At 69.5% G+C, this 26,634-nt stretch carries 27 protein-coding genes and 1 pseudogene; 16 read left to right on the forward strand and 12 right to left on the reverse strand.

Annotated features, from left to right (window positions below):
- Positions 1–31: 31 nt before the first annotated feature.
- From RAH39_RS08115 to hisG, 12 genes are all read left to right on the forward strand, one after another.
- Positions 32–871: a septal ring lytic transglycosylase RlpA family protein gene (locus RAH39_RS08115; RefSeq protein WP_306589584.1), complete on the forward strand. Its 840-nt coding sequence runs from the start codon at positions 32–34 to the stop codon at positions 869–871.
- On the forward strand, positions 840–1,544 hold the full coding sequence (locus RAH39_RS08120) for an IspD/TarI family cytidylyltransferase (protein ID WP_306589585.1): 705 nt from the start codon (positions 840–842) through the stop codon (positions 1,542–1,544). The genes RAH39_RS08115 and RAH39_RS08120 overlap by 32 nt, the downstream gene beginning before the upstream one ends.
- A gap of 123 nt (positions 1,545–1,667) precedes the next feature.
- Positions 1,668–2,588 (forward strand): UDP-3-O-acyl-N-acetylglucosamine deacetylase, encoded by a 921-nt coding sequence (lpxC, locus tag RAH39_RS08125; RefSeq protein WP_306589586.1) that lies wholly within the window; start codon positions 1,668–1,670, stop codon positions 2,586–2,588.
- Positions 2,589–2,726: 138 nt separating this feature from the next.
- Positions 2,727–4,004 carry a histidinol dehydrogenase gene (hisD, locus tag RAH39_RS08130; protein WP_306592113.1) on the forward strand — a complete coding sequence of 426 codons (1,278 nt, stop codon included), beginning with the start codon at positions 2,727–2,729 and terminating at the stop codon, positions 4,002–4,004.
- Between the two features lie 75 nt (positions 4,005–4,079).
- On the forward strand, positions 4,080–5,843 hold the full coding sequence (locus tag RAH39_RS08135; RefSeq protein ID WP_306589587.1) for an aminotransferase class I/II-fold pyridoxal phosphate-dependent enzyme: 1,764 nt from the start codon (positions 4,080–4,082) through the stop codon (positions 5,841–5,843).
- Positions 5,840–6,424 (forward strand): imidazoleglycerol-phosphate dehydratase HisB, encoded by a 585-nt coding sequence (hisB, locus tag RAH39_RS08140; protein WP_306589588.1) that lies wholly within the window; start codon positions 5,840–5,842, stop codon positions 6,422–6,424. The genes RAH39_RS08135 and hisB overlap by 4 nt, the downstream gene beginning before the upstream one ends.
- Positions 6,421–7,056, forward strand: coding sequence for an imidazole glycerol phosphate synthase subunit HisH (hisH, locus tag RAH39_RS08145; protein ID WP_306589589.1), 636 nt, complete (start codon positions 6,421–6,423; stop codon positions 7,054–7,056). The genes hisB and hisH overlap by 4 nt, the downstream gene beginning before the upstream one ends.
- Positions 7,047–7,760 (forward strand): 1-(5-phosphoribosyl)-5-[(5-phosphoribosylamino)methylideneamino]imidazole-4-carboxamide isomerase, encoded by a 714-nt coding sequence (locus tag RAH39_RS08150; protein ID WP_306589590.1) that lies wholly within the window; start codon positions 7,047–7,049, stop codon positions 7,758–7,760. Before hisH ends, RAH39_RS08150 begins: the two co-directional genes overlap by 10 nt.
- Positions 7,760–8,512, forward strand: coding sequence for an imidazole glycerol phosphate synthase subunit HisF (gene hisF, locus RAH39_RS08155; protein WP_306589591.1), 753 nt, complete (start codon positions 7,760–7,762; stop codon positions 8,510–8,512). The genes RAH39_RS08150 and hisF overlap by 1 nt, the downstream gene beginning before the upstream one ends.
- A gap of 1 nt (position 8,513) precedes the next feature.
- The gene (gene hisIE / locus RAH39_RS08160) at positions 8,514–9,137 is read left to right on the forward strand and encodes a bifunctional phosphoribosyl-AMP cyclohydrolase/phosphoribosyl-ATP diphosphatase HisIE (protein WP_306589592.1); all 624 of its coding nucleotides are present in this window, start codon (positions 8,514–8,516) and stop codon (positions 9,135–9,137) included.
- Positions 9,137–10,102 (forward strand): ATP phosphoribosyltransferase regulatory subunit, encoded by a 966-nt coding sequence (locus RAH39_RS08165; protein WP_306589593.1) that lies wholly within the window; start codon positions 9,137–9,139, stop codon positions 10,100–10,102. The genes hisIE and RAH39_RS08165 overlap by 1 nt, the downstream gene beginning before the upstream one ends.
- Positions 10,099–10,746, forward strand: coding sequence for an ATP phosphoribosyltransferase (gene hisG / locus RAH39_RS08170; protein WP_306589594.1), 648 nt, complete (start codon positions 10,099–10,101; stop codon positions 10,744–10,746). The genes RAH39_RS08165 and hisG overlap by 4 nt, the downstream gene beginning before the upstream one ends.
- A 188-nt stretch (positions 10,747–10,934) precedes the next feature.
- On the opposite strand, the gene RAH39_RS08175 is transcribed toward hisG, so the two are convergent.
- The 4 genes from RAH39_RS08175 to RAH39_RS08190 are packed head-to-tail and all read right to left on the reverse strand — an operon-like array spanning position 10,935 to position 14,662.
- Complete coding sequence (locus RAH39_RS08175; protein WP_306589595.1) at positions 10,935–12,605, reverse strand: N-acetylmuramoyl-L-alanine amidase family protein; 1,671 nt, start codon at positions 12,603–12,605, stop codon at positions 10,935–10,937.
- Positions 12,593–13,141 carry a hypothetical protein gene (locus tag RAH39_RS08180; protein WP_306589596.1) on the reverse strand — a complete coding sequence of 183 codons (549 nt, stop codon included), beginning with the start codon at positions 13,139–13,141 and terminating at the stop codon, positions 12,593–12,595. Before RAH39_RS08180 ends, RAH39_RS08175 begins: the two co-directional genes overlap by 13 nt.
- Before the next feature lies 1 nt (position 13,142).
- Positions 13,143–13,754 (reverse strand): recombination-associated protein RdgC, encoded by a 612-nt coding sequence (gene rdgC / locus RAH39_RS08185; protein WP_306589597.1) that lies wholly within the window; start codon positions 13,752–13,754, stop codon positions 13,143–13,145.
- The gene (locus tag RAH39_RS08190; RefSeq protein WP_306589598.1) at positions 13,751–14,662 is read right to left on the reverse strand and encodes a PP2C family protein-serine/threonine phosphatase; all 912 of its coding nucleotides are present in this window, start codon (positions 14,660–14,662) and stop codon (positions 13,751–13,753) included. The genes rdgC and RAH39_RS08190 overlap by 4 nt, the downstream gene beginning before the upstream one ends.
- 89 nt (positions 14,663–14,751) lie before the next feature.
- On the opposite strand from RAH39_RS08190, the gene RAH39_RS08195 reads away from it, so the two are divergent.
- Positions 14,752–15,774 carry an NAD(P)-binding domain-containing protein gene (locus tag RAH39_RS08195; RefSeq protein ID WP_306589599.1) on the forward strand — a complete coding sequence of 341 codons (1,023 nt, stop codon included), beginning with the start codon at positions 14,752–14,754 and terminating at the stop codon, positions 15,772–15,774.
- Positions 15,774–16,640 (forward strand): 3-hydroxyacyl-CoA dehydrogenase family protein, encoded by an 867-nt coding sequence (locus RAH39_RS08200; protein WP_306589600.1) that lies wholly within the window; start codon positions 15,774–15,776, stop codon positions 16,638–16,640. The genes RAH39_RS08195 and RAH39_RS08200 overlap by 1 nt, the downstream gene beginning before the upstream one ends.
- Before the next feature lie 443 nt (positions 16,641–17,083).
- On the opposite strand, the gene RAH39_RS14085 is transcribed toward RAH39_RS08200, so the two are convergent.
- From RAH39_RS14085 to RAH39_RS08235, 8 genes and pseudogenes are all read right to left on the reverse strand, one after another.
- Positions 17,084–17,260 carry a secretin GspD/PilQ domain-containing protein gene (locus tag RAH39_RS14085; RefSeq protein ID WP_373467355.1) on the reverse strand — a complete coding sequence of 59 codons (177 nt, stop codon included), beginning with the start codon at positions 17,258–17,260 and terminating at the stop codon, positions 17,084–17,086.
- Positions 17,226–19,124: pseudogene (gene pilQ / locus RAH39_RS08205) on the reverse strand (type IV pilus secretin PilQ); the annotation flags it as partial. The pseudogene pilQ and the gene RAH39_RS14085, both read right to left, overlap by 35 nt.
- Positions 19,121–19,576, reverse strand: coding sequence for a hypothetical protein (locus tag RAH39_RS08210; RefSeq protein ID WP_306589602.1), 456 nt, complete (start codon positions 19,574–19,576; stop codon positions 19,121–19,123). The gene RAH39_RS08210 and the pseudogene pilQ, both read right to left, overlap by 4 nt.
- Before the next feature lie 7 nt (positions 19,577–19,583).
- Entirely contained in the window at positions 19,584–20,201 is a 618-nt protein-coding gene (locus tag RAH39_RS08215; protein WP_306589603.1) for a type IV pilus inner membrane component PilO, read from the reverse strand.
- A gap of 8 nt (positions 20,202–20,209) precedes the next feature.
- Complete coding sequence (locus RAH39_RS08220) at positions 20,210–20,809, reverse strand: PilN domain-containing protein (protein ID WP_306589605.1); 600 nt, start codon at positions 20,807–20,809, stop codon at positions 20,210–20,212.
- Positions 20,806–21,888 (reverse strand): type IV pilus assembly protein PilM, encoded by a 1,083-nt coding sequence (gene pilM / locus RAH39_RS08225; protein WP_306589606.1) that lies wholly within the window; start codon positions 21,886–21,888, stop codon positions 20,806–20,808. The genes RAH39_RS08220 and pilM overlap by 4 nt, the downstream gene beginning before the upstream one ends.
- Positions 21,889–21,968: 80 nt before the next feature.
- Entirely contained in the window at positions 21,969–22,739 is a 771-nt protein-coding gene (locus RAH39_RS08230) for a Stp1/IreP family PP2C-type Ser/Thr phosphatase (RefSeq protein WP_306589607.1), read from the reverse strand.
- Positions 22,736–23,443, reverse strand: coding sequence for a DnaJ domain-containing protein (locus RAH39_RS08235; protein ID WP_306589608.1), 708 nt, complete (start codon positions 23,441–23,443; stop codon positions 22,736–22,738). Before RAH39_RS08235 ends, RAH39_RS08230 begins: the two co-directional genes overlap by 4 nt.
- 197 nt (positions 23,444–23,640) lie before the next feature.
- Here RAH39_RS08235 and gatA point away from each other — a divergent pair, with 197 nt between their 5' ends.
- Both gatA and RAH39_RS08245 read left to right on the forward strand, forming a co-directional pair.
- Complete coding sequence (gene gatA, locus RAH39_RS08240; RefSeq protein WP_306589609.1) at positions 23,641–25,098, forward strand: Asp-tRNA(Asn)/Glu-tRNA(Gln) amidotransferase subunit GatA; 1,458 nt, start codon at positions 23,641–23,643, stop codon at positions 25,096–25,098.
- A 9-nt stretch (positions 25,099–25,107) separates the two neighbouring features.
- The gene (locus RAH39_RS08245; protein ID WP_306589610.1) at positions 25,108–26,484 is read left to right on the forward strand and encodes a dihydrolipoamide acetyltransferase family protein; all 1,377 of its coding nucleotides are present in this window, start codon (positions 25,108–25,110) and stop codon (positions 26,482–26,484) included.
- Positions 26,485–26,634 lie beyond the last annotated feature (150 nt).

Below are 26,634 nucleotides of genomic sequence, written 5' to 3' on the forward strand. Positions count from 1 at the left end.
TATTGATTTCCTCTGATCTTTGTGGAGCCCGATGCTGTCTTCCCTTCCTACCAACTGGAGCAAGACCTGCGCGCTGTGGATCCACGAGATCCATGTCGCGTTCGATCCTCCAACGCCGGTGGAACCCGGGAAAGGCGGGCTGCTGAGGCTGATGCGCTGGAGCACGCCCCGCGTCGCCACCCTGGTGGCCCTCAGTTTCACCCTCCATTGCACCCGTCCCCCCGCGACCGCGCCGGACGCCGCCTCCCGTCCCATGGGGATCCAGGCCAGCGAGGGTCAGGTCTACATGGAGGAGGGCGTCGCCAGCTGGTACGGCGGCGAGGACGACGGGTTCGCGGGCCGGCCCACGGCCAGCGGCGAGGTCTTCGATCCCGAGCAGTACACCTGCGCCCACCGCACCCTGCCCCTGGGGAGCTTCGTGGAAGTGGAGAACCTCTCCAACCGGAAGCGGACTGTCCTTCGCGTGAACGACCGCGGCCCCTTCGTGAAGGGGCGGATGCTGGATCTCTCCAAGCGGGGGGCCGAGGACCTCGGCTTCGCAGGCCACGGCACAGCCCGCGTCCGTCTGCGGACGGTGGACGCCATGGGCGTGCCCACCACCTTGAACGCGGCGGCGGAGAAGGCCGATCCCTATGTGGTCCAGGTGGCCTCGCTGTCCGATCCCAAGAATGTCGAGACACTTACGCGCGAACTTGAAAACGCCTTCGGAACCGTCACCCTGCAGGCCGCGGCCACCCGCGAAGGAAAGCCGGTGAAGCGGGTGCGGGTCGGCAGCTATACCAGCCGCGAAGAGGCCGAGAAGGCGGCGGAAGAGATCGCCAAGCACCTCAAGGACCGCGGTGTCGAACCCTTCATCACCCGCCAGCGCTGATCCCCTGCGCCCCTTTCTCGTCATCCCGGGCGGAGGCCGGGGATTGCGCATGGGCGGGGGCGTTCCCAAGCAATTCCGGGACTGGGGCGGCCGGCCTTTGCTCCAGGCGACGGTGGAAGCCTTCCTCGCGCCGGGGATGCCGCCCCTCGCCGGGATCGCCCTCGCCGTGCCCGAGTCCCACTTCACCGACGTGAAGGCCTGGACCTTTTCCGTCCCCTGCTGGCCGGTCCTCGGCGGCGACACCCGCCAGCAGTCGGTGTGGGCGGCCCTGCGCGCCCTTCCGGACCAGCCCCTGGCCCCCGTGATGATCCACGACGCCGTCCGCCCCTTCCCTCCCACGGCCCCCCTCTGGGAGGCCCTGGACGAACTCAACCGCTTCGACGGCGTGCTCCTCGGAGAAGCCTCCACGGACACCCTCAAACGGGTGGACGATCAGGGCCGGGTCCTGGGCACCGAGCCCCGCGAGGCCTTTTTCCGGGCCCAGACCCCCCAGATCGCCCGCCTGGGCACCTGGCTCCGCGCCTTCGAGGCGGCCGAAGCGGCGGGATTCACAGGCACGGACGACGTGGCGCTGCTGGAACGGCTGGACTTGGCCGTCAAGCTGATCCCCAGCCCCAGCTCCAACCTCAAGCTCACCACCCCCGAGGACTGGGATCGGACCCGTCCGGGCTAGCGGTCACCACGGCGTGTGGTGGTCCCACCCACATTCTTTCCATTTTGAATATCAAACAAATATTGATATACAAGGGCTAATAAAACGGCATGGAAATGGCTTAAGCCTCTCTGAGGACGAACCATGCCCCGCAGCACCGCACCCCAGACCCTGAGCCGCGAGATCACCATCTCGGGCCACGGGCTGCACGGAAACCGCCCCTGCTCCGTGCGGCTGGTGCCGGTGGACGCGCCCACGGGCCTCGTTTTCGTCCATACCCTCACCGGGACCGAGATCCCGGCGAAGGCGGGGCTGGCGGGCGATCTGGTGCTGTCCACCACCCTTCTCAAGGACGGCGTGCGGCTCCAGACCATCGAGCACCTCCTGTCCGCGCTGTCGGGCCTGGAGGTCGAGCATCTCCGCATCGAGGTGGACGCCGAGGAACTCCCCATCCTGGACGGCAGCGCTGCGCCCTGGGCGGACGCCATCCTCGCCGCGGGCGTGAAGGCCCTTTCCGGCCGCCGCCGGTTCATGAAGATCATCCGTCCCGTGGAAGTGCGGAATGGGGATCGCTGGATCCGAGCGCTTCCCTACGCCGGCTTGCGGCTCCGGTACGTCATCGATTTCCCCGTGCCCGCCCTGGGCCGCCAGAGCCGCGAGCTCACCCTCACGCCCGAGAAATATCGCCGGGAACTGGGCGCCGCCCGCACCTTCTGCCTGGCCCACGAGATCGACGCCATGCGCGCTCGGGGCTTGGCCCTCGGCGGAAGCCTGGACAACGCCGTGGTCTTCGGCGCCGAGGGCCCCCTGAACGATTCCCTCCGCTACGAGGACGAGGCCGTCCGCCACAAGATGCTCGACCTGGTGGGCGATCTGGCGCTGCTCGGCGCGCCGCTGCTCGGCCTGGTGGAAGCCCACGCCGCGGGCCACGCCCTGCACGTGGCTTTGGTCCAGGCCATCCTGGGCGATCCCGGCTGCTGGGAGTGGACCGAGGAAGCCGAACCCGCCGCGGTGCGGTTCTTCTTCCAGCCCGCCGGCCTCCACGTCGCCGCCCAGACCGCCTGAGTCTGCATTTGCGGTTGCGCTGGGCCGGCGGAAGCTGGCAGGCTAGCTTTTTCGCCCCTTGAGGTGCCCCGGTGTTACTTCATCCCCATCAGTGACTTGTCCGGCCGGAGCCCAGCGCCCCGGGAAGTGACGGAGTGGGTGGCCGGGCTGGCGCGAAACGGGGAGACGGAAGCGGATACGCGCGCAGCCGTGGCCGCCATCCTGGCGGACGTGCGCCGCGAGGGATTGCCTGCGGTGCTCGCCTGGACGGAGCGGCTCGACGGCGTCCGGCTGGATCCGGCGACCCTCCGCATCCCGGAAGCTGCCTTGCAGGAAGCCCGCGTCGATCTGGACCGCCGGCGACCGGAGTTGATGGACGCCCTGCGGGAGATGATCGCCCGCATCCGCCGCTTCGCCGAAGGCCAGCGCACGTGCCTCCGCGATCTGGAGCTGGCTCTGCCGGAAGGCGGGACCGTGGGCGAGCGGTGGTGTCCCCTGCGGACGGCCGGCGTCTACATCCCCGGCGGCCGGGCCTTCTATCCCTCCACCCTCGCGATGACCGTGATTCCCGCGCAGGTGGCGGGCGTGGCGCGGATCGTGGGCGTCACGCCCCCCAAGCCCCAGTCCACCCTCCCCGGCGCCTGGGGCGTGGATCCTCTGGTGCTCGCCTGCGCGGCAGAATTGGGCCTTACGGAGCTGTATCCCTTCGGGGGCGCCCAGGCACTGGCGTGGCTGGCTTTCGGCGAACCCGCGGTGGATCTGGTCGCCGGACCGGGCAACCGGTTCGTGGCCGAAGCCAAGCGCCAGCTCATCGGGACCTGCGGAATCGACGCCCTGGCGGGCCCCACGGAATTGCTGGTGATCGCGGACGGCGGCGCCGATCCCGCCTGGCTCGCCGAAGACCTGCTGGCCCAGGCTGAGCACGATCCCGACGCCGCTGCCGTCCTGGTGAGCGCGGACAGGCCGCTCCTGGAGGCTGTCGGCCGGGAGTTGGAAGTCCGCGTGGCCGCTTCCCCCCGCCGGGCCGTCCTCGAGCAGAGCCTCGGCGCCCACGGACGGCTGGTCCGGGCGGACCGGGCCACGGCCATCGCCCTCGCGCAGGCCTGGGCGCCGGAGCACCTGGAGTTGTGCGTGGAGGATCCGGAAGCCTGGCTGCCCTTCCTCACGACCGCGGGCGCCGTGTTCATCGGGAACGCCAGCGCAGAGGCCTTCGGCGACTACGGCGCGGGGCCCAACCACGTCCTGCCCACGGACCGCAGCGCCCGGCACACCAGCCCACTGGGCGTGGCCACCTTCCTCAAGCGCCAGAGTCTCCTGCGCCTGGCCCCGGCGGACGCGGCGGCCATGGCCCCGTGGGTCCAGCGGCTGGCGGAGGCCGAGGGCCTGGTCCATCACGGGCGCAGCGCGGGGCTCCGCGCCGCCCACCACCATCCTTAGGAGCGCCTCTTCAGCGCTCCGCTTCGCTTCTTTCCCCGAAGCCTGGCTTTCTCCTACCTTCATTCCGAGTTGCCCATGCCCTTTCTCCGGCCCGACCTCGCCGACCTCCCCGCCTACCGCCGGCCGCCCGAAGCCGAGGAGGGCCGGCGGCTGCACATGAACGAGGCCGCGGAGGGCTGGCCGGAAGCCGCCCGGATGGCGCTCCTCGCGCGGCTGCGGGACCTGCCCTTCCACCGCTACCCCGAGCGCCAGGCCGAGCTGACCGAGCGCCTGCGGAAACGCCTGGGCGCCCCGGAAGGGGGGTTGCTGCTGGGGCCCTCCAGCGGCGCGCTGCTCGACCTGGTGGCCATGGCCGGCCTCCGTCCCGGCGATGAAGCGGCGGTGCCGGATCCGGGCTTCAGCCTCTATCCCCTGCTGGCCCGCCGCCACGGCGGACGGACGCGGCCGGTGCCCCAGGGCACGGGCTTCCCCCTCGCGCCCTGGTTCGAGGCCCTCGACTGCCGCCAGCTTTGGATCACGCTGCCCAACAATCCCACCGGCGCGTGGGTCACACCGGAGGACCTGGAGCCCCTTCTGGAAGCCGCCGCCGCGCGGCCCGAACCACCCCTGGTGGTGCTCGACGAGGCCTACGCGGAGTTCGCGCCCGCCACCCACCGGCTGGCGGTGGACCGCTACCCGAACGTCCTCCTGCTCCGCACCTTCAGCAAGGCCCTGGCCTCCGCCGCCTGGCGCCTCGGCTACTTCCTGGGCGACCCGGCCCTGATCGGCCGCCTCGCCACCCTCCAACTGCCGTATTCCCTTCCGGCCGCCAGCCTGGAAGCCCTGGACGTGGCCCTGGATTTCGCCGCTGATTTCGACGTCGCCGTGCGCGCCATCCCCGGGCGCCGCGACCGGCTGGCGGCCTCGCTGAAAGCCCATCGCGCCGCGCCCAGCGCCGCCAACTTCCTCCACATCGCGCCCGACCCGTCAGATCCGCTGGAGGCCGCCGGCCTGAAGGTGCGCCGCCTGCCCGGCTCGGACGCGGCCCGCGTCACCGTGGGCACGGAAGAGGAAACCGCCGCCACCGCCGCGGCCCTGGGAGGAACGCTCCCCGCCCCCCGTCCCTCCGCGCGGCGCCGGCTCCTGGTCCTGGACATCGACGGCGTCCTCATCGACGCGGACCGCAGCTTCATGGAGGCCGTGAGCCGGGCTCTGGGCGACCTGCGCCCCGCCCTGCCCTGGTCCGATGAGATCTTCCGCGCCTTCAAGCGCGTCGGCGGATTCAACAACGACTTCCGCCTGGCGGCGGGAGCCCTGGCCCTGGCGGAGGAATTCGGCGACGGGGACCTCCTGCCGGTCCTGGCGGAGGCCCAGGGACGGGGCTTCCCCCGCCTGGAAGCCCGCATGCGGGCGCTGGAGCCGCGGGCCCAGGCCGCCGTGCAGAAGCACTACGCCGACACGGTCCGCCTGGAGCGTCCCCTCGCCACCCGGGCCGAGCTGGAAATCACGGGCTGGGACCTGGCCGTCCTCACGGGCCGGCCACCGGAGGAACTGGAACTGGCCTGGCGGGTTCTGGATTTCCGCCTGCCCGCCGTGTGCGACGCCGCGCCCCACCTTCGGAAGCCGGAACCGGCAGGGCTCCTCCAGCTGGCGGACGCGTTCCGGGCGGAGGAGGTGCTCTTCGTTGGGGACACCGTGGACGACGCCGCCTGCCTCCGCGCCGCCGCGACCCTCCGGGCCGAGGTGGCCTGGCGCTTCGCGGCCGTGGGGCCCGACCGCGCCCGGTTCGCGGAGGCTGGGGATCTCCAATCCGCGACCCTGCGGGACCTTCTGCCGATGCTCAGCCAGGAGCTGCCATGAGAACCGCCTCCCTGCACCGCGCTACCGCCGAGACCGACGTGGCCCTCACGCTGCATCTGGACGGGGGCGAGGCCCGCATCGCCACCGGCCTCGGCTACTTCGACCACATGCTGATGCAGCTCGCCAAGCACGGCGGCTTCGGCCTGACGGTCGACGCGAAGGGCGACCTGCCCGTGGACAGCCACCACCTCGTGGAGGACGTGGGCCTGTGCCTGGGCGACGCCCTCAAGACGGCGCTGGGCGACCGCGCGGGGCTCGCCCGGTTCGCCCACGCCTACGTCCCCCTGGACGAGGCCCTCGCCCGGGTGGTGGTGGACCTGTCGGGCCGCCCCTGGTGCGAATTCCACGCGGACCTGCCGCCGGTGATCCTCGGCGATGGGTTCCAGGTGGAGATGGTCCGCGAATTCTTCGTGGCCCTAGCCATGCGCGGCGGCCTCGCCCTCCATGCGGATCTGCTGCGGGGCGTCAACACCCACCACAAGGTCGAGGCCCTGTTCAAGGCCCTGGCCCAAGCGCTCCGCCGGGCCACGCGCCTCGAAGGCGGCGGCGTGCCTTCCACGAAGGGGACCCTGTCCGCATGAGCACCGTCACCCTCATCGACTATGACGCCGGGAACCTGGCGTCCATGGAAGGCGCCCTGGAGCGGCTGAACCTGCCCTTCGTCCGCGCCGCCTCCCCCGACCAGGCCGCTCCCGAGGGGCCCATCATCCTGCCCGGCGTGGGCCACTTCGAGACCGCGCAGCGCTCCCTCCGGGATCGCGGCTGGTGGCGCCACCTGCCCGGCTTGGTGGCCGACGGGCGGCCCGTGCTGGGCATCTGCCTGGGCCTCCAACTGCTGGCGGAGGGCAGCGAAGAAGCGCCCCGGGCCTCGGGCCTGGGATTGATCCCCGGCATCGTCCGCCGGCTGGGTCCGGGCGTGAAGGTGCCCCACATGGGCTGGAGCCGCGTCCACCGCCGCTATCCCCATCCCGGCCTGCCCGATCCCGGGGGCGCGTGGCTCTATTTCGTCCACAGCTACGCCCTGGAGCCCACGGCGGAGACCGTCTACACCGCCGATCACGGACGCCCCTTCGCCGCCATCGAAGCCCGGGGGAACGTCCTGGGATTCCAGCCCCATCCCGAGAAGTCCGGCGCCGCAGGCCTGATGCTGCTCCAGGCGGCCCTGGCGTGGATGGGCGCGGTGGCTTCCCTTCCGGAGGCGCCGTGCAACTGATCCCCAGCCTCGATTTGATGCAGGGCCGGCTGGTGCGGCTCCGCCACGGCGATCCCGCCCAGGCCACGTTCTACGACCTCATCGCGGAGGACTGGGTGGCGCAGCTCGCCGCGGCGGGCGCCCGCCGCATCCACCTCGTGGATCTGGACGGCGCCTTCGGCAGGCCCCGCCAGGGGGCGTTCACCGAATTTCCCGCCCGCTTCCCCCATGTCCGCTTCCAGCTGGGCGGCGGCCTGCGGGGCCGCGCCGCCATCGAAGCCGTGCTGGACCTGGGCTTCGACGCGGTGGTGGGAACCCTGGCGGTGGAGCGGCCTTCCGCGCTCCGCGGCCTGCCCGCCGATCGCGTGATCGCGGCCCTCGACCTGAAGGGCGACCGGATCGTCACCCGCGGCTGGCAGACCCCCAGCGCCTGCGCCTCCACGGACGTATTCGAGGCCCTGCTGTCCCTGGGGTTCGACCGGGCGCTCGTCACGGACGTAAGCCGCGACGGGACCCTGGAAGGCCCCGGCCTCGACGCCGCGGCCCAGGTCGCCCGGGAGGGCTTCCGGGCGCAGGCGTCCGGCGGCCTCAAGAGCCTCGCCGACCTGGAGCCCCTGTCCCGCCTGGCGGGCGTGGTGGGCGCCATCAGCGGGAAGGCCCTGATGGAGGGGCACATCGCCCTGGACGATCCGGCCACCCGGACCGCCCTGGAAGGAGGGGCCTGATGCCCGCCAAGCGCGTGATCCCCTGCCTCGACGTGAAGGAGGGCCGGGTGGTGAAGGGGGTCCAGTTCCAGGGCCTCCGCGACCTCGGGCATCCGGTGGACCTCGCCCGCCGCTACGATGCGGAGGGCGCGGACGAGCTGGTCTTCCTGGACATCGCAGCGTCGCTGGAGAACCGGGGGACGCGGGAGGCCTGGGTCCGGGCCGTGGCGCGGGAACTCAGCATCCCCTTCACCGTGGGTGGCGGCGTGTCCAGCGTGGAGGACGCCCGGTCCCTGCTTCGGGCGGGCGCGGACAAGGTGGCCGTCAACACCGCAGCCGCCCTGCGTCCCTCGCTGGTTTCCGAACTGGCCGCCGCCTTCGGCCGCCAGTGCGTGGTGGCCGCCGTGGACGTGAGGCGCGATCCCGACCTGGGGTGGCGGGTCCACCTCAAGGGCGGGACGGAACCCACCGGCCGCGCGGCCCTGGACTGGCTGTGGGAACTCGCGGACCTCGGCGCCGGCGAGTTCCTGCTCACCTCCATGGACCGGGACGGCACCGGCGACGGCTTCGACCTGCCCCTGCTGGACCTGGCGTCCCAGATCCCCATTCCCCTCATCGCCTCCGGCGGCGCCGGCACGGCCGCCCATTTCGTGGAAGCCCTGGAACACGGTGCGGACGCGGTCCTCGCCGCCACCCTCTTCCACGAGAACCGCCTTCCCATTCCCCGCCTCAAGGCCCGCCTCGCCCAGCACGGGCTCACCGTACGGATCTGACATGAACCCCGAGACCCTCCGCTTCGGCCCCGACGGCCTCATTCCCGGCATCGTCCAGAGCCTCGCCGGCGAGGTCCGGATGCTGGCCTGGCTCAACCGCGAAGCCCTCCAGCGCACCCTCGACACCGGCTTCGTCACCTTCTGGAGCCGCTCCCGCCAGGCCCTCTGGGTGAAGGGCGCGACCAGCGGAAATCGGCTGCGCCTGCTCCAGATCCGACCCGACTGCGATCGCGACGCCCTGCTCATCCTGGCCGAACCCGAAGGACCGACCTGCCACCGCGGCACGGAGAGCTGCTTCGACGGCGAAGCGGCGCCCGCCACGCTGCCCTGGCTCGGCCGGCTGGAAGCGCTGCTGAAGGCGCGGAAGGCCGCGGCGGATCCCGCGGGCAGCTACACGCAGAAGCTCTTCGCTCAGGGCGTGGACCGCATCGCCAAGAAGGTGGTGGAGGAGGCCGGAGAAGTGGTGATCGCCGCGAAGAACGACGACCGCGAAGCGTTTCTCGGCGAGGCGGCGGACCTGCTGTTCCACCTGGAGCTGCTGCTGCTGGACCGCGGCGCGAGCCTGCTGGACGTGGTGGAGACCCTCCACCGCCGCCACGCGGATCGGGCCGGAGGAACGGCCTGATGCCCGTCCGCACGCCCCACTTCCCCGACCTCCTCTTCGGGGCCGCCGCCCGCCTCCGCCGCTGGGAGGCCGCCCTGATGGGCCTTCTTGAAGCCCACGGCTACCGGGAACTGCACCCTTCCCTCGTCCTGCGCGAGCCGGTTTCCGCGACCGCCCTGCGCTTCTTCGACGGCGACGAACTGGTGGCCCTCCGCTGGGATTTCACGGTGGCCCTGGCGGGCCTCCTCGCCCGGAGCTTCGCGGAGCCGCCCGCGCGGGTGTCCTATGCGGGCGCCGTCTTCCGCCGCCCCGTGCAGCCCTGGGAAGCGGCGGAGCGCTTCGAGGTGGGTTGCGAGCGCATCCAGCCCGAGGGCGAGGCGACCGCCGAAGGGGACGTGGAACTGGCGCGCCTGCTGATGGCCGTCCCGGCCGCCCTGGGCCTCAAAGGCGCGATTCTGCAGGTGGGCAACGCGGCCCTCGTTCGCCGCCCGCTCGAAGCGGAAGGCCTCGCAGGAGAAGCCGCGGAATCCGTGGTGGCGGCCCTCTCCCGCCGGGCTCCGCACCGCGTGCGCGAGGCCTTGGAAGGCCATCCTGCGGCTGGACGGCTCGCCGCCCACGCCGAAGCCCTCCTTTCTGGACCAGATGGACCGGACACGCTCGGGGCCCTGGGTGCCAGCCCCTATGCGGGCCTGCTCGAAGAGGAGCGCGAGCGCATGGCCCAGGCCCTCGACGCGCTCCTGCCCTTCGTTCCCCCGACCCTGGAGCTGCGGGTGGACCTCGCGGACGTGGCGGGCCTCGGGTTCTACACGGGCCCGACCCTTCGCCTGTGGGCTCCCGGCGCCCAACAGGAACTGGCCGCCGGCGGGCGCTACGACCGGCTCTTCCCAGATCTGGGCCGCCCCTGGCGGGCCGCGGGCTTCTGCGTGCGCCTGTCCCGCCTCCTCGACCTGGCCGAGACCCGGCCCGACCTCTTCGAGGCCCCATGAGTTCCGCGCCCTGCCTGCTCCTTGCCCTTCCGAAGGGCCGTCTCGGCGACGACATCGTGCCCCGGCTGGCGGGGACGCCCCTCGCCCTCGATCCCGCCGCCCTGCGTTCCCGCGCCCTCCAAATCCCCACCGCGACGCCCGGCGTGGAGGCGCTCCTGCTCAAGGGCGCGGATCTCCTGCGCTACGTGGCGGCGGGCGTCGCGTCCCTGGGCATCGTGGGCTCGGACACCCTGGATGAAGCGGATGTGGATCTGCTGGAGCTGGCGGATCTGGGCCTGGGCGCCTGCCGCCTGTCCCTCTGCGCGCCCGCCGGCGTCGGCCTCGCGCAGCTCCGCGCCCGGCCCCACCTCCGCCTGGCCACCAAATTTCTCCGCGTGACCGAAGCGTGGCTGGCGCGGGAGGGGCTCACCGCCGAGCTGGTGCCCCTCAGCAGCAGCATCGAGCTGGCGCCGCTCCTGGGCCTGGCCGACGCCATCGTGGACTTGGTACAGACCGGCGGCACGCTGAAGGCCCATGGTCTGGTGGAGACCGCGGTGCTGGGCCGCTCCTCCGCCCGCCTGGTGGCGGCCCGCGGCGCCTACCTCAGCGAGCCGGCCCGGATCCGCCCGCTGGCGGACATCCTCACCGCCGCCCTGGCGGGTTAGGATCTGTTTTCAAAATAGGGCGCGGCCACGCCCCACTTTGCATTCAAAAGATAAGGATCACCACCAAGCCGCGAAGGGCACCAAGAACCGCATCCGCCATGAGGAGAGCTTTCTTGGTGCCTTGGTGGTGAAAAGAAAACCTTGGGCCTTGATCGCCCATTGGTATCGCATCCACTTTGAAAACAGCCCTAGGTCCGGTAGTAGGCTCGGATGGCCTTCACCACGGCGGCGGCGTAGCGCTCGCGGAATTCGGGATCCCGCAGGTTCGCGGCGTCGTCCTCATTAGTGAGGTTGGCCACTTCCACCAGGACCTTGGTCGCCCCCGCGCTGTACCGGATGACGGCGGGGACCCACTTTCCCCGGCCCCGGTAGACGACGTTGCGGATGGGCCGGTTGGCGTGGACCGGGATGCGCTCCGCCTGCAGCACCTTCAGCAGGGTCTCGGAGAACTGGCGGCTGCGGGCCTCCCCCTGCAGCTTCTCGCGGCCGGTGAAGGCCACCTGCGCGGAGCGCTTGGCTTCCACCACGCGTCGGGCCGCGGGCGTTCCCAGGGAGAACGAGGCTGGCACCAGCGCTGCGCCCGGCACGTAGACCATCGAGCCCCGGGCGGAGGGATGCAGGCTGTCGGCGTGGAAGCTGACGAACAGGGTCTTCTGGGCGTCGCCCTTCGCCCGGCGGAACGCCACGAACAGGTCGTTGGCGAGCACCCAGCGGAGGTGGACGCTGACGGCCGAGGGGCTCTCGCCATCCACCGCGAAGGGCGGCGTGGTGAGGATCTCCGCGGCGCGGCTGGGGACGCGGATCTCGTCCCGCGCCTTGAAGCCCAAGCCCGGGTAGCGGATGGTGCTGCTCACCTGGGCCTCGGTCTCCAGTTCGAGGAGCCGCTGGACCCGCATGGCGATGTCGTACACGAAGTCGGATTCCCACAGGCCGTTGGCCCGGGCGCCGGGATCCACGCCCCCGTGGCCCGCGTCCAGGACAATGCGGACGCCCTTCAGCCGCGGCCCCGCCTCTACCCGCGCGGTCCGCCGCACCTCCGCCCGTACTTCGCGCTCCTCGGCCAACTCCGAGCTGCCCTCGGGCTGGAAGGGATCCGCCAGGAAGGCGATGGGGATCTTGATGAGCTGGCCCGGCTGGATCACCCGGACATCCCCGATCCCGCTCCGCTGGGCGATGCGCTCGGCCAGCTCGTTCACGCCCTTGGGATCCACCCGATCCGTGTAGCGGATGACGACACTGGAATAGAGCGCCTCGCCCTTGCGCAGGCGGTAGGCGGCGTAGCGCCCCTGGGCGTCGTCGCCGAAGGACAGCAACCCGCGGTAGGTCGCCACCCGGGCCTCGTCGTCCAGGTCGTCCTCGGGATGGGAGCGCCCCGGGGTCCGCCCCGTCCCGCCCAGACTGGCCGACAGGAGCGTCCGGGGGATGCGCCACACGTCGCCTTCCCGCAGCTTCTCCGGCAGGTCCGGGTTCTCGGCCATCAGCCGATCGTAGTTCTGCCCGTGCCCCGTGAAGAGCGCGGCCAGGGTCCACACCGATTCCACGTCGGGATGGCGGACCACGTGGCGCACCTCCTCCCCGCGCCACTGGTCCGCGGGAAAGAGCGCAGCCAGGGCCCATCGCTTGCCGTCGGGACTGAGGCCGTCGAAGGGAACCCATCCGCTGGGATCCGTTCCCTTCGCCAGGAACGCGCGCGGGAGGGCCTTCCCCTCCGCGCTGAGCCCCTTCTTGAACTGGAACCGCAGCAGGATGGGCCGACCCTCGGGCGTGACGGCGTGCGCCAGAATGGGCGCGGGCTCCTGCGCCGCCGGAGCGGCCAGGGCCGCCGGCAGGAGCAGGAGGCTCGCCTTCAGGCCTCCCACGGCGCCTCGCCGGTGGGGAGGGCTTCCCCGGCGCGGCCGGCGCGGACCCAGGCCCGCAGGGATTCCTGGAGGTCCTCCGCCTCCTCGGCGCGCATGCGGAGGAAGCGCTTCAGGCGGCGCTCCAGATGTCCCGCCCCCTCCTCCAGCAGGAAGAGCCGGTCGTGGAGGCGCTCGTGGGGCGCCTTCCCGGTGCTGGGCGGCAGCTTGAGCGTGCCCATGTCCAGGGTGGCGGCGTTCAGGACGCACACCCACTCCAGGTCGCCGGACAGGATGCGGAGCTTCATCTTGGCGGGCCGCATGCCGCGGGCGAGGGCCTCGAAGGCCTCGCGGCTCTCCGAAGGATTGCCTTTGCGGAGGCTGATCTCCTTCACCTCGCCGCGTTCGGACGTGAGCTGGATGGCGTCGTCCACGAAGCAGCCGGAGCCGTCCCCATCCTCGCCGCTGGCGCCGCCCTCGGTCATGCTGCGCATCCAGAGCCACAGCAGGAATTCCTCACCGAGGAAGCGTCCTTGTTCCATGAGTTCAAGAGGCTTCACCTCAGGCCTCCTCGAGTTCGAGATCCAGGGGATCCAATGCCATCAATGCTTCCACGGACAGGTCGTGGCACAGCCGTCCCGCCAGAACCAGCGGCGCCAGAGGATGGATCTCGCAGCCGAAGGACTTGATGAAGAGGCTGGTCAGCGCGCCCTGCGCCTTGCTGGAGGAAGCGGTCGTCCACAGGATGCCGCCCTTCAGGTCCCAGGCCACCTCCACCACCTTGGGCGTGGGCAGCACCTTCCGCAGCAGTTCCACCTTCACTTCGTCCGCCAGGGAGATGCGGGCTTCCTTGCCGATGAAGGCCAGATCCTTCTCCTTCTGGAGCGTCTGGAGGCGCAGGTCCACGTGCGCCTTGAGCAGCGCCGAAGGGACGCGGCGCGTGTCGATGCGGAGGGCGAACACGGCGAACCGCTCCTGCCCGACCCAATCGCCGTCCGGCGGGATGATCAGCGGGTTGCGCCAGTCGCACCACCCCATCCGCTCTTCCTCGGTGCCGTCCTGGAAGGGCCGGAACTGGTCCTGATCGAGCCCCGCCTGGAGGTCCGCCGGATCCGGGACCGGTCCCAGGACCAGGAAGCGTTTGAGGGACACGGTCCCCTGGAGCATGCTCATGAGGCGCCCCCTCCGAAAAATCCGCGCAGGCGATCCCAGCATCCGGCGGACGCGAGGCGCGGCCGGGGATGCTGGAGGTCGAGCGCTTCCCCATGCACGGGAAGGGGAAGGCTGGGGTCATCGAGGGCCACCACGACGCCGGTGACGTTGTCCCGGGCGCCCCGGGCGAGGGCATCCTCCAGGAGGCGCTCCAGCCCCTGGCGGGGCGTGGGCGCATCGCCCAGCACCTCGCGGATCCGCCCGTCCTCCACCTCGCCGTGGAGCCCGTCGGAGCAGCACAGCAGGCGGTCGCCCCGTCGGAGGGAGATCCGGGACAGGGCCACCTGCAGGGGACGCGGGGAGCCCAGGGCCTGGGTGATCATGTTCCGCTGGGGATGGGTGCGGGCCTCCTCGGCGGTGAGGGAGCCCTGGCTGATCAGGTCGTTCACCAGGGTCTGGTCCACGGTGATCTGGTGGAGGTGCCCCTGGCGGAGGAGGTAGGCCCGGGAATCGCCGATCTGCGCCACGTAGACCCGCCCGCCCCACAGCACCGCCGCCGTAAGAGTGGAGCCCATACCCCGGGCCGTGCGGTCGTCGTCCGAATACCGCAGGACGGCGTCGCTGGCCTCCTTCACCGCGGCTTCCAGGGCCCGCAGCAGGTCCGACTCGCCGCCGGGAGCCAGACCCCAGTGGCCGAACAGGTGCAGGGCCATGGCCGCCAGCCCTTCCCGGCTGGCCACTTCCCCCGCGGCGGCGCCGCCCATTCCGTCCGCCACGGCCACCAGGAGGCCCGCGTCCTTGGCGTTGAGGGATTGCGACGGCCCGTTGATGATGGGCTCCTCGCCGTCCAGCGCGCTCAGAAGGTAGGCGTCCTCGTTGTTCTTCCGGACTTTGCCCGGATGGGTGATGGCGGCGTAGTCGATGAGCATCTGCGAAGTGGGCCCTCACGGGCGCGGGGGATAACGGTGGCGCGCTGAAAGCCCTTTCTGCTCATCATAACGGGTGAAGGGGGGAATCGATGAGCGAAAGACCTGTCGACAAGGATCTCCTGGACTTGCTGATCGTGGGCGCCGGGCCCGCCGGAATCGCCACCGCCGTCGAAGCGCGGGAGGCGGGCATCGAGCGGATCCTGCTGCTCGAGAAAGGCCCCGGCCACAGCTTCTCCATCGAAAAGCTGTACACGCCGGGCAAGCGGGTGGACAAGGTCTACCTGGGCCAAGAGGTGGAATGCGAAGGGGCCGTGTGCATCGTGGACGGCACCCGGGAAACCGTGCTGGCGACCCTGGACGACTTCGTGCGGCAGTACGGCCTGGAGATCCGCAACAACACGGAAGTCACCCGAATCACGCCGCTGGAAGAAGGCGGATTCGAGGTGCAGGAAGGCCGGGGCACCTCGCTCTGGACGCGGACGGTGGTCATAGCCATCGGCGTCTACGGCCGCCCCAACCGACCCGACTACCCCATTCCCTCCACCCTGAAAGCCTTCGTCCGCTTCGATCTGACGGAGGACATTCCCGCCGGCGAAGGGGTGCTGGTGGTGGGCGGCGGGAACACCGCGCTGGAGTACGTGGCGTTCCTGTACGCGGACCATCCCGTCACCCTGGCCTACCGCGGCGCCGAGTTCGCCAAGGCCAATGAGGTGAACCGCCGCATTCTCCAGAACCTGGAAGAGGGCGGCCAGGCCACGGTCTGGCGCAATGCCGACATCGCCTCCCTGCGCGACGCGGGCGAGGCCCCGCGGATCGAAGCCACCTTCAAGGACGGCCGCGTGGCGCGATTCCACCACGCCGTCCTGGCCCTGGGCGGCGCCACGCCCGAGGGCTTCCTCCGCGAGGCGGGCGTGGAACTGGACGGCAAGAAGCCGCGCGTCGACCACCGCTTCCAGAGCGGCGTGCCCGGCTTGTACCTCGCCGGGGATCTGGTGGCCGGCGGGAAGGGCTCCATCGTGAAGGCCTTCAACACCGGCCGGACCGTGGTGTGGGAAGGGCTCTGCCAGGACCACCTGGAGTGCCGCATTCCCGGCGCCGGAGAAGCCCATTGATGGAAGTCCTGGCCATTCTGGGGCCCGGAGCCCTGGGCCGTTCCGCTGCACAGTGGGCCGCCGAATGCGGATTGGAGGTGCGCCTCCTGGGGCGGAACCTCGCCCACGCCCAGCGCGCTGTGGATGACCTGACCGGCGCCTGGGACCGGGCGGTCCATCGGGGGAGCCTGAGCAGCGATGAAGCCGAGCGGGCCAAGGGCAGGATCCGGGCTCACGCCTTCGATCGCGCCGCTCTGGAGGGCGTGTCCATCCTTCTGGAGGCGCTGCCGGAGGATCTCAGCCAGAAGGCCCCGGCCCTCGCGCAGGCGGTCCAATGGGGAGGAAAGGACCTTCTTCTGCTGTCCGGAACCTCCGCCCTGCCCATCTCCCGTCTCGCCGCCGCGGCGGGAATTTCCTGTGGGCTGCTGGGGTTCCACCTGTTCGTCCCCGTTCCCCAGATGGGCGTGGTGGAACTCGCCGTTCCGCCAGGCGCACCGGAAGCGAAGGTGGGCCAGGCGCGGGGGTTGGGCGAGGCGTTGCGCAAGCGGGTCGTCATCGTCGCCGATCAACCGGGCTTCGCCGCGGCCCGCATGGCGCTGGCCCAGGGACTGGAGGCCATCCGGCTCCTGGAATCCGGCACGGCCTCCGCCGCGGACCTGGATGCCCTGATGACCCTCGGCTACGGCCATCCCGTGGGTCCGTTGGAACTGTCCGACCGCGTGGGATTGGACCTGCGGTTGCGGATCGCCGAGAACATCTTCGAGGCGTCGGGCGATCCCGCCTTCGCGCCTCCCGTCCTGCTCCGCGAAAAGGTCGCCGCCGGGCACACGGGCCGCAAGGCCGGGCGAGGCTTCTTCGTATGGGATCCCCAGGGGAGACGGATGTGAATACAGCTACGCTCGTCGGCGCCGGACTGGCCGCACTGGTCGTGATCTACGTCGCATATCGGATCGGCAAGGTGCTGTTGCGGGTCTTCGTGGGCCTCGCCGCCCTGGCTCTGGTAAGCTGGGGGCTCTGGAAAGTCCTTCATTCCTGACGTCCCCAGCTTTTCGAGGAGCCAGCATGGCCGCCATCTCCTGCACCCACTGCGGCGCCGACCTGACCGCCCCCCAGAGCGTGCGCATCGCCGAGTACCAGTTCGGTCGCCTGGAGAAGGTCGCCGAGGATCCCGGCTTCAAGTACCACTTCGAGCAGGCGGACAACTTCACCATCCTGTGCAGCAGCTGCAAGCGCCTCGTCCGGACCCTCCCCATCCCCAAGTAGGTTCCGATCTCCATCAAAGAAAACGGCCCCGATTCCGGGGCCGTTTTCTTTGATCGGGGTCCGGCGCCTATTGGCGCAGGACCCGGGGCGTGATGAAGATCAGCAGCTCGGTGTTCTTCTCGGACTTGGTGTCCTTGCGGAACAGGAAGCCCAGGAGGGGGATCTTGGCCAGGAAGGGCACCCCCCACGGTCCCAATGGTGGAATTGGTGACATAGACTCCGCCCAGAACCGCCGTCCCGCCATCCCGCACGAGCATCTGGGTCTCCAGGGCCTTGCGCAGAATGGTGGGCGTGCCTTGCACGGTCCGGCTGAAGTCCGCCTCGGCCTTCTCCAGCTTGATGTCCATGATGATGGTCCCCTCGTTGGTGATCTGGGGAGTGACGTCGAGCTGAAGGTTAGCGTCCACGAAGGACACGGTGATGGCGCCGCCTTGCGCCCCGCCCTGCTGGGTGGGATAGGGAATCTTCTCGCCGCTGAGGATGGTGGCCTTCCGGTTGTTCTGGGTGACCACCTTCGGCGAGGAGACGATCTTCACGGTTCCGCTGGATTCCAGGGCCTGAAGCACCGCGTTGATGCTGAAGCGGTTGCTGAGGAAGGAGAGCCATACTTCCCCCGCGGGCGCCGACAGCGACGTCACGCCGTCGATTCCGGGCGCCCACGCCACAGCTGCGCTCTGCCCCGACACGGGCCGGTTGAAGCCCTGGGTGCCGTTCCAATAGGGGGACTGACCGCCCACCCACGGAGTGCTCGTGGTGGTGCTCCCGCTGCTGGTGAGGGAAACGGAGCCGTTGTTCGACTGGGGCCACTTCACGCCGAACTCGCGCTGCCAGTCCTTGTTGGCTTCCACCACGCGGGCCTCGATCTGGACCTGCTGGATCTGCACGTCCAGGGTCTGGATGAGGTCGTCGATCAGGGAGATGTTCCGCGGCAGGTCCGTGATGATCAGCGTGTTGGTGCGGTCGTCCAGGATGGCGGACCCGCGCTTGGTGAGCATGTCCTTGAGGATCTTCTGGACGTCGCTGACCTTGGCGTAGGAGAGCGGGCGGGTGATGGTCTGGAGTTCTCCGCCCAGGGCCTTGGTCTCCTCGAGCTTCTTCCGCTCCTCCTCTTCCTTCTGGAGCTTCTCCGTCTTGGCGACGCGGAGGACGCCGTTCTGGATCTCCTTCCCGAGTCCGGCGTTCTTCAGGACCACGTCCAGGACCTGGTCCCAGGGCGTGTCCGTGAACCGGAACCCGAAGGTCCCCTGGACGTCCGGGTCCATCACCAGGTTCAGCTTGCCGGTGTCGGCGAGGATCTGCAGGAAATCGCGAATGTCGGCGTTCGACAGGGCGATGGTGATCTTGGAACCCGTGTAGCGGGTCGCGGAATCTCCCAAAGTTCGGCCGACCGGTCGGGAAGAAACGCGGGGTTTGTCGACGTCGGGCACCTGGACGGCTTCCGGCGCGGCCGCGGGCAGGAGCGTGGAAGCGGCCAGCTGGGGAAGGAGCGGGAAGCTGCCTCCGACAGCGGGGATGGGCGCCAAAGACTTGGCGAGGGTGGGAGCGGCAACCGGAGCCTGATCGGTGGGAACCGCAACCGAGGCCAGAACCGCCTCCGCGGGAGCAGGCGCGGGAAGCGCGATGAGGGGCACGGACCGAACGCCCTCTTCGAGGCGGGCCTGGACGCGGCCTTCGCCGGGATTCAGGGTCAAGTGCACGCCATCGGCATCGGAGCCCACGGACACCTGGGTGCCAGGCGCCACTTCGAGCACGAGGCGGGTGATGGGGCGGGGCGTGGTCGCGAACTGGGCGAGGCGGGCCTTCCGGATCAGGGGATGGGCCAACTGGCGCAGCTCGTCCCGCTTGACGGCGGAACCCCGTTCGACGCCGGGCAGATCCACCACGACGCGCAGGGGGCCGGAGAGCACCTGGACGCCGGGCTGAACGGCCGCGCCGGGAATCCCCAGGAGGATCCGAGCGCCCGTCGCCGTCGGCTGGAGGGTGGCGGAGACGAGCGTGGCTTTGGCCGAGGCCATCTCCGCGGCTGGCGAAGCGTGAAGGGATCCCGGGTGGATCCCCGCCAGGACCACGCCCCCTGCGACCAGCAAGGAACTCAGGCGAGCATTCATCGTGTACCCTCCTCGCGTTTGAACGTCTTCGTGATGGTGCGGAATACGGAACGGTTGGTGGTGTTCAGTTCCCACTGGCGGAACGTCACCGACTTCTCCGTGATGGCGGTGATCTCCCCGTCCTTGAAACGGTGGCCCACCGGCAGCCAGCGGACGTTGCCCCGGCTATCGGAGACGATCGCGAAATTCTTCCCGTCCTTCCGGATCATCCCCTTCACCCCGATGTCGTCGATCAGGTCGAGGGCGTCCACGGGACGATTGTCCTGGGGAGCGGAGAAGGGATCGCGGAGCATGGAGGGCTTGTAGGGAGTCGTCTTGATCATCGCCACGTCCGGAACCTGGACGGAATCGGCGGCCTTGGGAGCGACATCGGCCGGCTTGGGAGCCGGCGGAGCCTGCGCGGCCAGAAAGGCGCAGGCCAGGAGGGAAAGGGAAACGCGTCGGCTGGTCATGGCTTCCTCAATCCTCCTTCACGCCGCCCTTGGGGGCGGGCGCCGGGGCCGGGGCGGGAGCCGGCTTCTTTTCAGACGGGGGAGGTTCGGGATTGTAGACGAAAGCGCTGATGTTGCACTTGAGGGTGGCGGGATAGACGCTGCGGTTGTCCGTCTTGCGGGTGAACTCGATGTTGGAGATGTTGATGATCTTGTCGTAGCCCGACACCAGCGACGCGAACTGCCCGAAGGAGTGGTAGCCCACGCGGAACTCGAATTCCACAGGCTTCTCGGTGTAGTAGACGTCCTTGCGCTCGGGCTTGAGGGCGAAGGCCACCTGGTCGATGCCGGCGTCGTCGGCGATCTTCTTGATGCGGTAGGGGATCTCGCCGTAGTCCGCATCGGAGGGCATGATCTTGATCAGCTCTTCGATCCGCTTGTCCTGCTTGGCCACTTCCTCGCGGAGCTTCTCGTAGTTGGCCTTCAGGAGCTTGCCCTTGTCCACTTCGGCCTGGAGGGTGTTCACGTCCGTCTGGACGGCCTCCAGCTCGGTCCGCTTCCCGCCCAGCAGGAAGTAGATCAGCCCCGCCAGGACGATGCCGGCCAGGGCGCCCACGCCGATCTGTTTCTGAAGCTGGGGATTCATGGCCTACCTCAGACGGCGTTCTGGAGTTCGAAGGAGATCGTGAAGTCGAAGGAACCGGAGGTCCCTCGCTTCGCCCCTGGGTAGTTGATCTTCTTGAACCAGCGGGTCCGGGACTGGAGATTCCCGTAGAAGGCGTTGATGGCCTCGAAGTTCCGGCCTTCGCCTTCGATGGTGATGGTGGCGCCCTTCTGGGAGATCTTCCGGAACCACACGTCGTCCGGCAGGCTGTTGGCCAGTTCCTCCAGGAAGTGCACCGGCAGCGACTGCTGGCGCTTCAGGGCGAGCATCACCTCTTCCTTCTTCTGGAGGGCCTCCTTCTTCTCACGGAAGCTCTTCTCCAGCGCGATGTAGGGCTCGTACTGCTTCTTGTCCCGCTCCAGGTCGGCCTTGCGCTTCTCCGCCCGCGTGTACTCGCTGTTCAGCCAGATGTAGTAGACGCCCCCCACGGCGGCGAACAGGAGTCCCACCACCACGCCGGCGATGGGCAGGCTGGAGCGGCTGCCGCCCTCGCCCGTATAGATCTGGACGGGCTCCGCGGTCCCCTTGTCCGAGCCCTTCTTGGCCCCGCTTTGGGCCAGCGCGTCACCCAGGAGGTTGATCTTGATCATCGGTCCCCCACTTGGCGCAAGGCGAGCCCCACGACGACGGCCGCGCCGCCGCCGATTTCCCGGACGGTGGCGGGATCTTCGGTCCGGCCGTCGATCTCGATGAGCTGGAAGGGATTGAATCGGTCCACGGGCACCCGCAAGCGGTCGCCCAGGACGTCGATCAGTCCGTGGATCATGGAGCCGCCGCCGCTGACCAGGACGCGATCCAGGCGGTCCACCTTGAAGCTGCTCTTGAAGAAGTCGAGGGTTCGGCTGAGTTCGTCGGCAAAGGCGTCCGAAGCCGCGTTGATGGAAGGCTGGACTTCCTCGGGCTCGCGGCCCTCGGCGCCCCGATTGCGCTTCAGGTGGTCGGCGGCCTCGCGGCTGACGCCCCAGTCCTCCATCAGCTTCTCGGTGTACCGCCCGCTGCCCCAGGCCATGTCGCGCCAGAAGACCGATTTCCCGCCCACCATCATGGTGAGGTTGGTGAAGGTGGCGCCCATGTTCACCAGGGCCACCACCTCTTCCCGACCCGCGCCGGAGGTATTGATCTCGTAGGCGTTCTGGACCGCGAACACGTCGACGTCCACCACTTTGGGAGTGCAGCCCGCCTGGGCCACGCAGCTGACGTAGGCCTCCAGCTTGTCCTTCCGGCAGGCCACCAGGACCACGTCCATGTTCCCGTCCGAGGCCCGCTCCTCAATGAGGTAGTAATCCAGGGCGTAGGAATCCAGGCCCTGGCCAGCCGGGAAGAAGCTCTCCGCCTCCCACCGGACCGATTCCGCCAATTCCGCCTGGCTCATCAGGGGGAAAGTCACTTTCTTGACCATCACCTGCTGCCCGGACACGGAAATGGCCACGTCCTTGGCCTTGATCTTCTGTTCCGCCAGCGCCTGGCGGATGGCCGAGGACACGGCGTTGCTGTCCATGATGTCGCCGTCCACGATGGCGTCGGAGGGAAGGAGCACCTGCCCCAGCTTCTGGAGGCGGTAGCGGATGTTGCTCCCCTTCCCCAACTGCTGCAGTTCGCAGACTTTCACCGAGCTGGACCCGATATCCAAACCGACAAGACTTTTGGTTTTGCTTCCGAAAAGACCCACCGGACGCCTCGCTTGGAGAATTTAATTATGTGAGAAGGGTACCGCCGGATTGAATTAGGTCAAGGTTAACTGCGCTTGCGTCATTTTTCGTCCTCGCTCCGGGCGACCAGGACAGCGGTGATGTTGTCTTCCCCCCCCTGTTCGCGCGCCATGGAAATCAACGAATCCACCGCGGATTGGACATCCTGCGTCCCTTCCACGATGTCCAGGATCTGGGGATCGCTGACCATCCCCGACAGACCATCGGAACAAAGCAAGAGTCGATCCGTTTTTCCCAGGTCGAGGTTCTGGATTTCAATGTCCAGCTCGCCGCCGTTGCCCAAGGCCTGGGTGATCACGTTGCGGAACGGATGGACCCGCGCTTCGGAGGGCGTCAGGATCCCGTTCGCCACCTGCTCCGCCACCCAGCTGTGGTCGCGGGTGATCTGGCGGATTCCCCCCGGGCCGAGGACGTAGGCCCGGCTGTCTCCCACGTGGGCCAAGGTCACGGTGGTGCCGTGGACCAGGCCGGCGACCACCGTCGAGCCCATGGTCTCGCGCTCCGGGTGCCGGCGGATGTCCTCTCCGATGGCCTGATCCGACAGGAGGAGCGCCGCCTTGAGGCGGTTCCCGTCGTAGGAGAGGGAGGGATCGTACTCCAGAGGCCAGGTACGGTCCTTCTCCAGGGTCTCGCCCACGAACCGGGCTACGGTCTCCACCACGATCCGGCTGGCCACTTCACCCGCCGCGTGACCGCCCAGCCCGTCCGCCACCACGAACAGGCCCAGGGCCTCGTCCACCAGGAAGCTGTCCTCGTTGTGCTTCCGCACGCACCCGACGTCGGTCTTGCCTGCGGCGCGGATTCCCATCATCGGCCCCTTCCCGTCAATCGGCTCCAGAGATCGTTCCACTGCTCCTTGAGGCTCGGCTGAGCCGGAACCGCCCCCTTGCCCTTCGGGCCGCGTCCCCGCTCCCCTTTAGGAACGGCGGCGCGGAACTTGGGGTGGTCCGGGGCGATCTCGCGGGCGGTCTGGAGGTGACCCTGGGCCCGGGCCTGCATTCCCAGCGACTGGAAGTGCGTGGCCAGGCGGAGGTGGCTGTCGACATCCCGAGGATCCAGCCGGACCGCGGCCTCCAGGGCCTTCACCACCGCCCGGAGGTCCTCGCCTTCCCGCTCCAGCACGGTGGCCAGAAGGGCGTGGTAGGGGGCCTTCGTGCCGTCCATGCGGATGGCGTAGTGGATGAGCGCCCGGGCCTGATCCAGCTGCCCTTCCTGAAAAGCGCTCCGGGCCATGGCGGCCCAGTCCTCGGGCGTCCGTTCCATGGGCGATTCGAAGGGCGCCGCCACGGTCCCCACCGGAGGCACGGCGGCCTTCTGCTGGAAACTCGCCCGCTTCGCCGGATCCTTCAGAAGACTGAACGCCTCGGCCAGTTCCCGGAACTTCGCTTCCGCCTCCGCCTTCTCGGCGCCCTGGTACCGGTCCGGATGCCACTGCTTGGCAAGCCGGTGGTAGGCCGCCTTGATGTCGTCAGGGGAGGCCTCCGGGGAGATGTCGAGGACTTCGAAAGGATTCATGAAGGTCTGCGGGGCGGAGGCGCGCGTGACGCATGCGAGTGGAGGAACAGGGCTTGAGTTGAGGATGGTAGCCTATTTCCGATCCGGGCGCAGGTCCAGGGCGATCGGGAGCTCCAGCGGGAAGGTCCTTCCCGGGACACGCGAGGGTGGAAGAGCCCCCCTCGGAATGGCAGAGTAGAAAGTCCCGGAGAGCGCGCATGGCGGTGGGCACAGCGATGGACGAGCGCAGGAACCTGGACGCCGGCACGCAGTCCTGCGAAGCGCTGGTGCGCGCGGCCTTCGACCGGATCCGCGCCCTGGACGGGGAACTTCACGCCGTGCTCGCGATGGACGAAGCCCGCAGCCTGGACCTGGCGCGCCAGGCGGACGCCCGGCTGCGGGCCGGAGAGCGGACGCCCGTCCTGGGACTTCCGGTGGTCCTCAAGGACAACTTCAACTGGAGCGGCCTGCCCGTGACCTGCGGCTCCCGCGTTCTGGACGGCTACGTCGCCCCCTACGACGCCACCGTGGTGAGCCGGCTGATCCAGGCCGGGGCCGTTCCCCTCGCCAAGGCCAACCTCGACGAGTTCGCCATGGGCTCCAGCGGGGAATACAGCGCCTTCGGCCCCGCCCGCAACCCGTGGGATCCCTCGCGGGTTCCGGGCGGAAGCAGCAGCGGGTCCGTGGTGTCCGTGGCCGCGGGCTACGCGTCCCTCGCCCTGGGAAGCGACACCGGCGGATCCGTGCGCCTTCCGGCCAGCTTCTGCGGCGTGACTGCCCTTCGGCCCACCTACGGCGTTCTGAGTCGCTACGGACTCACGGCCATGGCCTCCAGCCTGGACCAGCCCGGACCCATCGCCGCCACCGCCGAGGATCTCGCGCTCGCGTTCAGCGTGATGGTCGGGGCCGATCCCCGGGACAGCACCTCCGTCGACCTCCCCGGTTCCGAGCGGCTGGCGTCCCTGCGATCCGCGGACCTGCGGGGATTGCGGATCGGCCTTCCGCGGGAATATTTCGGAGAGGGCCTGGAGCCCGGCGTCCGAAGCTCACTCGAAGCGGCCCTCCGAGTGTTCGAGGAACAAGGTGCTCGCCTGGTGGAGGTCGACCTCCCCCACACGCGCTACGCCATCGACGCCTACTACCTGCTCTGCACCAGCGAGGTCTCGAGCAACCTCAGCCGGTTCGACGGCGTGCGGTATGGCCTGCGCGTTCCCGATGCGGGCGGCTTTCCCGGGATGGTCGCCGGGACCCGCGACCGAGGCTTCGGGCCCGAGGTCAAGCGCCGCATCCTCCTGGGGACATTCTGCCTCTCCAAGGGCTACTACGACGCCTTCTACGTGAAGGCCCTCAAGGCTCGGGCCCTGATCGCCGCCGACTTCGACCGGGCCTTCGCCGAAGTGGACGTCCTCGCGGGCCCCGTCAGCCCCGGCGTCGCGTTCCCCTTCGGCACCAAGACCGGGGACCCCCTGGCCATGTACCTCGCCGACGCCTTCACCGTCCCCACCGCCCTCGCGGGCGTGCCCTGCCTGTCCGTCCCCGCGGGCCTGTCCGAAGGCCTGCCCGTGGGCATCCAGCTGATCGGTCCGGCCCTGTCGGACGTCCGCCTGCTGGAAGTGGCCCACGCCTTCCAGTCCGCCACCGCCCACCATCTCGCAACCCCGACCCTGTCCGCATAGGAGCGAACCATGGCCTTTGACGTCGTCATGCCCCAGATGGGCGAGAGCATCGCGGAAGCCACCGTCCTGAAGTGGCACAAGAAGGCCGGCGATCCCGTCGCCAAGGACGAGACCCTGTACGAGATCAGCACCGACAAGGTGGATGCGGAAATCCCCGCCCCCGCGGCCGGCACGCTCCTGGAGATCCTGGTGGACGTGAACGCCACAGTTCCCGTGGGGACCGTGGTGGCGCGCATCGGCGATGCCTCCGAAAAAGCCGCCGGCGCCCCTGCTGGCGGTGCCACCGCAACTGCGGCACCCGCCCAGGCGAAGGAGCAACAGGCGGTCGCCGCCCCTTCCGCGCCCGCGCCCCAACCAGACGAGGACGACAACAGCCTCGAAGGCCGCCTCCGCACCAAGAGCAGCCCGCTCGTCCGCGAGATGGCCAAGCAGCACGGCGTCGATCTGGCGAAGGTCGAGGGCAGCGGCCAGTCCGGCCGGGTGACCAAGGAGGACCTGGAGGCCCACCTGGCGAAGGCTCCTGCCTCCCGTCCCGCGCAAGGGCAGCCCTCGAACCAGCCAACGCCTTCCGTGGCGCCCGCCCTCCCCGCGGTCCACGATCCCTCCGCGCCCACCATGGGCCTGACGCCCGCCATCTCCGTGGCGCCCGCCCCCGCCATGCCCGCCTTCGCTTCCGGCGAGCGGGTGGTGGTGGAGCCCATGAGCCGCATGCGGAAGATCATCGCGGACAACATGGTGGCCAGCCGCCGCACCTCGGCCCACGTCTACACGGTCTTCGAGATCGACATGACCCACGTGGCCCAGCTGCGCCACAAGCACAAGAAGGCCTTCGAGGCGCAGTTCGGCACCAAGCTCAGCTTCATGCCCTTCGTGATGATGGCCGCCTGCAAGGCGCTGCGCGCCTATCCCGTGGCCAACGCCTCCGTGGACGGCGACAACGTCGTCTACAAGCAGGACATCAACCTGGGAATCGCCGTCAGCCTGGACTGGGGCCTCATCGTTCCCGTGGTGAAGAACGCCGACATGATGAACCTCGGCGGCCTGGCGCGGAGCCTCAACGACCTGGCCGAACGCGCCCGCGGCAAGCAGCTCAAGCCGGATGAGATCAGCGGCGGCACCTTCACCATCACCAATCCCGGCGTCTACGGCGACACCTTCGGTCTGCCCATCATCAACCAGCCTCAGGTGGCCATCCAGGGCGTCGGCGCCATCGTGAAGCGCCCCGTGGTCGTCACCGGCCCCGACGGCACCGACTTCATCGCCATCCGCCAGATGATGTTCAGCAGCCTCGGCTTCGACCATCGGATCATCGACGGCGCCGTGGGGGATCTGTTCATGGCCTTCGTCAAAAAGGAGTTGGAGAACTCCACCTTCGGGCTGGAGTAGTCGCTGATCCTCCGCGGCTGAGCGCGCGCTCCGCTGGCGCGCACGCCGCTTCTGGCAGCCCCCGAACGCGGGCCCCACCGGGGCCCACTTCCATTCAGCCTTCGGCTTCACGGAGGGGGACCCCCCATCGACGGCGCCGTGGGCGATCTG

Source organism: Geothrix sp. 21YS21S-4, from assembly GCF_030845995.1.
Taxonomy (GTDB): Bacteria; Acidobacteriota; Holophagae; order Holophagales; family Holophagaceae; genus Geothrix.